This is a genomic window from Vibrio sp. J1-1, from assembly GCF_021728395.1.
GTDB lineage: Bacteria > Pseudomonadota > Gammaproteobacteria > Enterobacterales > Vibrionaceae > Vibrio.
Window position 1 is genome coordinate 492,074 of record NZ_JAKKCM010000002.1, and the last position, 8,755, is coordinate 500,828.

Annotated in this window: 9 protein-coding genes; 3 read left to right on the plus strand and 6 right to left on the minus strand. The window is 41.5% G+C overall.

Features of this window, described 5'->3' with window-relative positions; genetic code table 11:
- Positions 1 to 175 precede the first annotated feature (175 nt).
- Positions 176 to 1,429 carry an aromatic amino acid transport family protein gene (locus L3V31_RS04825; RefSeq protein WP_237314986.1) on the minus strand — a complete coding sequence of 418 codons (1,254 nt, stop codon included), beginning with the start codon at positions 1,427 to 1,429 and terminating at the stop codon, positions 176 to 178.
- Between the two features lie 818 nt (positions 1,430 to 2,247).
- On the opposite strand from L3V31_RS04825, the gene L3V31_RS04830 reads away from it, so the two are divergent.
- On the plus strand, positions 2,248 to 3,201 hold the full coding sequence (locus L3V31_RS04830) for a glycosyl transferase family protein (RefSeq protein ID WP_237314987.1): 954 nt from the start codon (positions 2,248 to 2,250) through the stop codon (positions 3,199 to 3,201).
- A gap of 100 nt (positions 3,202 to 3,301) precedes the next feature.
- On the opposite strand, the gene L3V31_RS04835 is transcribed toward L3V31_RS04830, so the two are convergent.
- The 3 genes from L3V31_RS04835 to L3V31_RS04845 all read right to left on the minus strand — a co-directional run bounded on the left by L3V31_RS04835 (position 3,302) and on the right by L3V31_RS04845 (position 5,768).
- Positions 3,302 to 4,321, minus strand: a complete 1,020-nt coding sequence (locus L3V31_RS04835) for a branched-chain amino acid aminotransferase (RefSeq protein WP_267135885.1) — start codon at positions 4,319 to 4,321, stop codon at positions 3,302 to 3,304.
- A 462-nt stretch (positions 4,322 to 4,783) separates the two neighbouring features.
- Positions 4,784 to 5,191, minus strand: coding sequence for a PPC domain-containing DNA-binding protein (locus L3V31_RS04840; protein ID WP_237314989.1), 408 nt, complete (start codon positions 5,189 to 5,191; stop codon positions 4,784 to 4,786).
- A 1-nt stretch (position 5,192) separates the two neighbouring features.
- The gene (locus L3V31_RS04845; RefSeq protein WP_237314990.1) at positions 5,193 to 5,768 is read right to left on the minus strand and encodes a TetR/AcrR family transcriptional regulator; all 576 of its coding nucleotides are present in this window, start codon (positions 5,766 to 5,768) and stop codon (positions 5,193 to 5,195) included.
- A 142-nt stretch (positions 5,769 to 5,910) separates the two neighbouring features.
- On the opposite strand from L3V31_RS04845, the gene L3V31_RS04850 reads away from it, so the two are divergent.
- Both L3V31_RS04850 and L3V31_RS04855 read left to right on the plus strand, forming a co-directional pair.
- Positions 5,911 to 6,525 (plus strand): glutathione S-transferase, encoded by a 615-nt coding sequence (locus tag L3V31_RS04850; protein ID WP_237314991.1) that lies wholly within the window; start codon positions 5,911 to 5,913, stop codon positions 6,523 to 6,525.
- A 236-nt stretch (positions 6,526 to 6,761) separates the two neighbouring features.
- Entirely contained in the window at positions 6,762 to 7,025 is a 264-nt protein-coding gene (locus L3V31_RS04855) for a hypothetical protein (protein ID WP_237314992.1), read from the plus strand.
- A 174-nt stretch (positions 7,026 to 7,199) separates the two neighbouring features.
- Here L3V31_RS04855 and L3V31_RS04860 read toward each other — a convergent pair whose 3' ends face one another.
- The gene (locus L3V31_RS04860) at positions 7,200 to 7,391 is read right to left on the minus strand and encodes a hypothetical protein (protein WP_237314993.1); all 192 of its coding nucleotides are present in this window, start codon (positions 7,389 to 7,391) and stop codon (positions 7,200 to 7,202) included.
- 25 nt (positions 7,392 to 7,416) lie between these two features.
- The gene (locus L3V31_RS04865; protein ID WP_237314994.1) at positions 7,417 to 7,764 is read right to left on the minus strand and encodes an Hpt domain-containing protein; all 348 of its coding nucleotides are present in this window, start codon (positions 7,762 to 7,764) and stop codon (positions 7,417 to 7,419) included.
- Between the last annotated feature and the right edge of the window lie 991 nt (positions 7,765 to 8,755).

Here is an 8,755-nt window from a genome sequence, read left to right on the forward strand (position 1 = left end):
TCGGCATTATTGGCCGTACATGCATTGCCTCAATCATCATGATTGCGGGTGTTTTCACTCTTCTTTAACAGAGTTGTAGATTCTAAACTTCTACATAGAAAACGATGCAAAATTCAGGGAATTACCTTAGATGTTTACAAGGTATTCCCCTGAACTCTCACTTAGCTCAATCCCGTTAGTCCACCAAGCTAAAAATCAAAGCACTCACCGCGACAATACCAGTCAATAAGACAAAGTAAGTAGATAGCTTCCCGCGATAGTCTTTTAAAGATTCAATTTTATACACAGCCATCATTGGCATAATGAATAAAATCATTGCGATAACTGGGCCTGAAAGGGCTTCCATCATACCAAGAATACTTGGATTCATGATCGCAGCTATCCAAATCGAAATAAACAGCACTACAACACTAACCTTATCTGCTCGGCGTTGAGGTAGATTTGAATTCTTCGTTAGTAGTCCATTCAGGCTTTCTCTTGCGCCCAAAAAATGACCAAGGAAAGATGAAGTGATCGCAACAAAAGCGACTAAAGGTCCCAGCGTTGCAATGAATGGGTTATCTGTAGCATTCGCTAAATAGGACAACACAGATACGTTTTGCGCTTTTGCTTCAGAGAGTTGCTGCGGCGAAAGGGACAAAACGCATGAGAAAACAAACAGAAGTACAAAAGCGATCAGCATGATGCTTGTACGACGGAGTATGAGTTCGGCTTTAAAGTCTGCCTCTTTCCCGTAATGGCGTCGCTGCACATTGGCAAAGCTTGATATAGCAGCTGCGTGGCTAAAGGAGAAAATGACCACAGGTACGGCTAACCACATGGTGTTTGCAAAGGAACCCACTTCTGGCGCATTTAGCACTGGCATCGTCCAGTTAGGCATCAAATAGATTGATAGGAAAGCAAGGATAGCGACTAACGGGTATACCATAACCGCAAATGCACGTAGCATTGCCTTCTCTCCAGCCATCATGATCGTAATCAAGCCAAAAACGAGAACACCAGAAAGAAGAGGGCGCGATAGTGACTCCATGCCTGCTTGATTGACCATAAAACTATCAACGGTATTGGTAATACCTACGCCATAGATCAGCAGAATTGGAAAGATAGACAGAAAATACAGCAATGAAATCGCACGTCCCGCTTTTGCGCCAAAGTGCTCCTCTACCACATCCGTAAAGTCGGCATTTTTAATTTTTGAAGACAAGACAAATCGAGCCAACCCTCGGTGTGCAAGAAAAGTCATAGGAAAAGCCAGGAGCGCCATAATGACTAACGGCCAAAAGCCACCAATACCTAAGTTGATTGGAAGGAATAAAATACCAGCACCTACAGCGGTGCCAAAAAGACTAAGCACCCAATGTGTGTCGTGTTTAGACCATGCTGTTGTGTTTAACTCACTATAACCTAAGGTTTTTTGAGACTCTTTCACTGAGGAATTGCCTTTGCATAAATAATAATGTGGCAGATGGTATATTTTTTAGTGATTGTTATCACATTGGTCAGGTGGTGAATCATACTATAAAAAAGGTCAATTCATAAATTATCAAACCATGAATATTTTAAAAAAGCAGTTGTATATATAATTAAAAATACACTATGTTGGATTAATGTGCTTTTTTGTTCTGTTTTTTTGGAATTTGATTTTGTGGTTGAGTTTTAAACACAAAGGAGTGTTCTGGGGCAATGTTTTCGAAAGGAATATGAACATTGATGGCTATTATACAAAACTAAATCCGTTTATAGGCCGAGAATTCAAAGTGATTATTACCGTATCATGGATTTTTGCACGATAATGAGTGACATTTGCACTCTATCAGTGCGAAGGAATTAGGGCTATAAACTGAAAGCTTAATAAGTTGTTGTTATATAAGTGCTTTTAAAGTTGGCACTTCTATTGCTATGTAATATATGTTCATCGTTAACTCGATGCACCGCTCTCCTTAGCAGGCGGAGAAGCGGGATAGGGTATTACTTTTGTTAAATGTACTAACAGCGTTTAAGGCAGTGCAGCCTCTCTCGATTCGAGAGAGGTTTTTTTTTGCTCGTCGTATCGTTCGGTATCATCACTGACATTGTTATCCCCAACTAATTTGTGAGTAACACAATCAAACTTTTGGTGAACTTGCTGAATCTGCTCAATAGGTCAACAAACCCTAAGGTATACGTCTAGCATTGATTGTAATGGGAAACGTGGTACAACTACGTTTATTATTTTGAAGATATTAAAAGCCGATAATAAGAGGGAATATGAGCAGTATTTTGGAATGTATCCGCACGGTAGGACGCGGAGAGCGAGGCAGAAAACCTCTTAACTTTGATCAGGCCTTCCAAGTAATGGATGAATACTTGAACGGTGAGTTTGACGATGACCAGATGGCGATGCTTTTGATGCTCATTCGAGTGCAAAACGAAACTCAGCAAGAAATCGCAGGCTTTGTGAAAGCATTTCAGTCTCGTATGCCTGCAATAGGCGCAGATATTGACTGGCCTTGCTATGCAGGTAAACGTCAAGCTGCAGGGCAACCATGGCACCTTCTGTCAGCAAAAATCCTTTCGAATAACGGCTATAAAGTCTTGCTGCATGGCTATCATGATCGTCAGTCTGGACGCAGACATGCAGAAGATTACCTAAGCCAGCTTAACATTCAAAAAGCGCAATCCACGGAAGAGGCGAAACGAGTACTTGAGACAGAAAATATTGTTTACCTACCTTTAAGCGTCTTTGCGCCTCAAGCTGAAAAGATGATTGGTTGGAAAAATCGTTATGGATTGAGAACGCCGATTAATACGGTTGTTCGCGCATTAAATCCTGGTCAAGCGACAATTGGAATTCGCGGCAGTTTTCACCCTGGGTTTCAGCAGCTTCATGCAGAAGTCGAGCATGAGATAGGACAAACACGTCATGCAGTTGTGTCGTTCAAAGGTCAATCTGGAGAATCGGAATATAATCCAAAAGTCAGCCAAACCGTTTGGTTGAGCCAAACCAGCGGAGTCACTTCGCACTACTGGACTGAGCAAATGATATCTGAAGTACCTTTGCCATCCTCTTGCCTGTTTGAGACACCAGAGCAAGATTTAACACAAATGGCAAATACGGTGATTGCAACAACGGCAGTTGTACTGTTTGCTGAAATACAAGACCGAGAAAAAGCTTATGAACGAGCGTTTTCGATGTGGGAGAGTTATATTCAAGAAGCGTAGCAATTGACGTTTTTTAATGTTTCGCTTGATAAACGAAGTTGATGTGAAGATGGCTATTTGCATAGCGCATCTTCATTACTAAATCACTGCAACTCTAGCATCAGGCAATCTTAGTCAACCAGTTATGAGTGTCTGGTGCTTTACCCCACTGGATATCATTAAGCGCTTGACGTAATTTTTGCGCTGCTGGGCCAGCTTCGCCGTTGCCAACCTTGTATTCCTGACCATTATGAATAAGCGTGCCTACTGAAGTCAGTACAGCTGCTGTGCCGGAAAGCATCGCTTCTACCCCTGGTTTAGCTGCGCGCTCAAGCAACTCTTCAACAGAGACTTCACGCTCTGTCACAGTCATACCAAGATCTTTAGCAATCGTTAGAATACTCGAGCGTGTTACCCCGTGTAAGAAGCTTGAGTCTAAGCCTTTCGTAATAACTTCATTACCATCAACAATAAGGAAGTTCGCAGCACCTGTTTCTGTAATGTAGCCGTTTGGACAGAATAATATTTGGTCTGCCTGGTACTTTGATTTCGCTTCTAACGTTGGGGCTAACGCGCTGGCGTAGTTACCACCACTTTTGATCATACCCATGTGTGGTGCACAACGTTGGCCGGTTTCATCTAGCAGTAGACGTAATGCATGTGCACCGCCAGAGAAATAATCACCTACTGGAGAAAGCAGGATATAAAGCATAGATGAAAGTGATGGCGCTGCTGCTTTACCAACTGCCGCCTCTGTACCAATGTGAGTTGGACGAATGTACATTGAGCCTGGTGGCAAAGGCACTTCAGATGAGAACTCAGATACAATATCAACAATCATTTTTGATACTTGTTCTTTATCAATCTCAGGTAGAGAGAGTAGCTGACTACTTTGAGCAAAACGCTCGACGTTTTGATCCATTCGAAAAATGTGTACGCTGCCATCTTCGTGACGGAATGCTTTCAGACCTTCGAAGCAAGTGCTTGAGTAATGCAATACGTGAGCGCCGGGATGAAGTGAAATACTGTCTGATGTAACGATCTGTGTGTCAGACCATTGATTATTTTCAAATGTTGCTAATGCCATCCTAGGCATAAACTCAGTACCAAAAGCCGCCATTGTGACTCCTTTCTTATTCAAATTATCAAGCAGATAGCTCTGCTCTGTTCAATATGCGTGTTTGCATTATATGTTTTTAAACTTTGTGCGTTAACAAACAAGTAACGATTGTAAGCGTTCTGGCGTGCTAAGACTTAGAGCAGAGTGGCAAAAATTAGCATAAAGATAGTTTCAATCAGAATGTTATCTGTATCGCACAAGGTTAGCTTGTAAAGCCATGATGAATGGAAAATGTGAGAACAGCAAGCAGAATGTCGCATGCGATACGGATAGATATATGAATTACCCCGATCTCAGGATACTCAATGCCAATCAGCCCAGAGATTAAGTGTCTTGGGTTAGTTGCCTTATCAACCGTTCAGGTGATACTTGAGTGATTGACCGCCTCGTCGCAAGGTAAATATCTATACAAAACCATTTGTTTTGCTGTGCGTGTTTGACACGGAATTGCGATATCTACATTACTAGCGCTGGTATTACCCATTAAACTGGGATTGTATTCACCTCTAGCTCAGTATAGCCAGTGCTTTCATCCATCTCTCGGCTAAAGGTGAGGTTAGTGTAACTATGGATGATGAGCTCGGCAGTAGTATCAATGATCGTGCCTTCCATTAAGTGCCCACCCCAAACGTGTCCTTGCTCGTCCGAAAGCGAAATATGTACATGTTGATGCTCGGGTGTCAAAGTGCCCATTACCGACACAATTTCTAAAGGCTCTTGTTTCATTAAAGTTGATTTAGCACCAGCGAGACGAAGCTGGAGTTGTGACACACAACCGACGCAAGAAGCGATTGACCCCGCCTTGATGTTATGATCCCTAACGATCTCCGTGAGACATTGTTTAAGATCCATGCCCTTGGTTAATCTCATTGCAATGACGTTGATTGACATTTTATTTCCTTATCAAAGTCAGTAAACACGATAATGCAGTGTCTAAATCTTCATAACGTTTGGCCTTGCCGAGCACCCGCATGCCTTGCATGTTGTTGAGAATAAAACAGGCTAATTCTGCTGGTTTGAACGTGTTAGGAATGAACGTTTCCCTTTGCGCGTTTTCTATTGCCTCAGTCATGATCTCGATGAGGTGGTCAAACAAAAAATGCCCCATACGTAACACATCTTTATCTTCGCCTGCGTGTTCAACCAATGCATTTTGAACAAAACATCCGCAGTTACTTTTGCGCTGAAGTGTGGCAAAGGCCGTCAAAAAGGTTTCGATTTCCCTTAGGGAAGCTCCGTTTTTACTCAAATCAACCAGAGAAGGTAAAGACACTTTTTTAAGGTAAGTATCCAGAGCCTCATAATAAAGCTGTTGTTTGTCACCATAAGTATTGTAAAGACTGAACCGGTTGATGTTCAGCTCCTCTGTGAGATCGGATATCGAAGTATTTGAAAAACCTTTGCGCCAGAACAGATTCATGGCGACCAAGAGCTTCTCATCTCGGTCGAAGTTAGCTTTTCTTGCCATATAGGTACCCATCCAGAAATTATTGCTTTAGTTTATCTTCCAATCTTATGAAATGTAGAGCAATTATATTCTTGACTGATCGTTTAGAAACTGGCTACAGTATAACCTAACCGAACAGTTAGATAAAGGGATAGGGTGTACGATGAAGTTATATGAAACCGCGATGACGCCAAGTTGTAAGCGAGTTAACATTTTTCTTAAAGAAATTGGTGGCGATGTCGAACGAGTCGCAATAAATGTGCGTGACGGAGACAACCTTGCGGATACGTTCAAGCAAAAGAGTGTGAATGGCAAAGTGCCAGTTTTAGAGTTAGATGACAGCACCACACTTTGTGAAAGCGTTGCGATTTGCCGTTATTTCGATGAGGAGTTTACTAACGATCTGAACTTATTTGGTGGCAATCAACTTGAGCGCGCTCAGGTTGAAATGTGGCATCGTGTTGTCGAGTTTCAGGGGCTTTATGCTGCGTTTCAAGCGTTCCGTAACATCAGTGCTATTTATAAGGATCGTGAAAACTGCGTCAAAGAGTGGGGCGAAGAGTCAAAGTCTCGCGTATTGGCTTTCCTTCCGGTTTTAGATAAACGTTTAGGGGAAAGTGAGTTTATCGCCTCGGACCGTTACACTATTGTAGATATCACCGGTTACATATTCGTTGGATTTGCAATTAATGCACTTCAGATAGATGTGCTTTCAACGGCTCCAAATATCGCCCGTTGGTTTGAGCAAATCTCAGCTCGCGAAGCATTTCAAAGTTAATATACCTTATCCTTATTTGGTTATTGAAAGCGGCAATAGGACATTTAACTTGCTGCTTTCATCTCTAACATTTCAAACCTGTTCAATTTCTTGAGTATTTCTCTTCTTTTATCCCCACTCACCTATAATTAAATTTGTAACACCAAATTAGCTTTCTGGGCGTATAGAATCGATTGTTCTGTAGCTGTGAGCATTGGTTTTAATCGGGAAAGTGCAATAGAGACAAGGAGAGGTTTATGAATATTCAACCTAAAACCATCAATAACGTCCTGATTGCAATGTTGATGATATCTATTTTCAGCTTGGTTGCAATGTATCACAGCAATACCCAACAAAGTCATGAAATCGAGCAGTTACGTGGTCAGTTGATTCAAAAGGAAAATCAGATAGTTGTCTCAAACGAAGCTCTATCATATACGCGTTACCAGCACCAATTATTAGCAGAAGATTACAACCGTTTTAGAGACCAGCAATCAATGAGCAATCTGTTAAGTCAGTGACCAGAAGGTTCCATCAAGGGGAAGGGGGATAACTGAGGTTTGTCGGGATAGCCAATGACATAACACGCTTGTTATTTAATTGTTCTGATAAATTCTGTGATTGTGATAATAAGACTCTAAAAACCAAGTAAAGCTTTATTGCTCTACTTGGTCCCTAGCACTGACAAATGGGTACTATTTAGGTTCTGCTGTTTGTGTTGGAGAAAGCAACGCCTCCAGCTCTTCTTGAGTCAGTAGATCATCCGTTCTGAACATGCCATATTCGTCATCCAACGACATTTTTGTTCGGCTAATGAGGTATCTTTTCTGAGTTGGCGTTAAGTCTTTTAGCGAATCAATAAGCTCTCTAAAGTTGTTGCTGTTCATTGCCATATATCCCCCCGTTTTAACCCTATACAGGTTTGCTATTCAAATTGTCTAAATAAGCAAAAATCTGTTGATTAATAGTTAATAGCTCCCTATTAACTATAGTGATATCTGACTCATCTGGTGCAACATTGTTGCGCGTATCTTCTTCAATATCTTGTAACGCTGTGACGGCGGTATCTTCACCGAAGCTTTCTAATGCTCCTTTTAAGCTGTGCACTAATAAGTGCAGTTCTGGCCAATTTTCATTGGCATACAACTCATTAATGCGTTCTAAACCATTAACGTGCTCTTCCAAGTAGGTCGCAAACACGGCGATAATGATGTCTACATCGTTATCCATAACTCTATTTAACACGTCAAAATTGATCATTTATTAGTTCCTGAGAAGATTCCAATAGTCCAAAGGTTCAGGCAAGTGGCTCACGTAGAAGCCAGCAAGATAGTCTTTCAACCAGAGAGACCAATTTGGAGGGATTGCGTGTTGTAATAAATGTCTGATTCTATAATCGTTTGCTGCGTTGGTTATGTGAGAGGTATTAATCACGGTCAACCTAAGTGCTTGTCCAGCCTTATGAGTATAAACATTAAGGGCATAAAGATGGTTTTGATGATGCTGATGTGATGGTAATAGGTGACACGGAAGAATTTGAGGCAGTTTAGTAACTTGATGTTTTCTACTAGCAATGCAGATGGATGTGAATGTAATACGACAAAGTGTGGATAAAAACGAGCCTCTAAGGAGATTGGAAATAGCCCAGCTCCCTTGCGTGTTTCTTACACAAGTCATATATAAAGCGTTCGCACTTAATGCGGCGAGTTGTCGCATTACCAACATCGAAAGTGTTGAACATTCGGCAACGACTAAGATATTCATGCCACCAAGTGCGACTTTACCCTCAGTCAATGTAAGCCTTCCTTGCAGAGTATTAGTTTTAAACTAGTAACCTGAATGCATAATATCAAGGTGCGAGCAAGTAAAAGATGACATTACGCACCCTTTATAGGGCACCATCTCACTTGCTACCTAGTGATCTTGCTATTGCGGAATTCTAGGGTAAACACAATGAACTCGAAGGTTTAAAGCGGGTTGAATCAGGAGTTTAGAGACAAGTCACTTTGTAACTTACGTTGAATGTCTAGCGGAACAGTAATGGGGGTAACATGAAGTTGCCGTGTTCGGTCGTGGACTCACAAATAGAAGATAAGTAATCCTGACTTACTTTGCCCCTTTTCCTATATGGAATCCACGTATTTACAAAGTGATTTAGCAATTCAAAGTTAAGATGCGTACGTATATTCGGTTTCTATTGAAGGAGCTACCTTCTAACCTTTGATGTTTGCGCACCTACCGTCCTCATCGA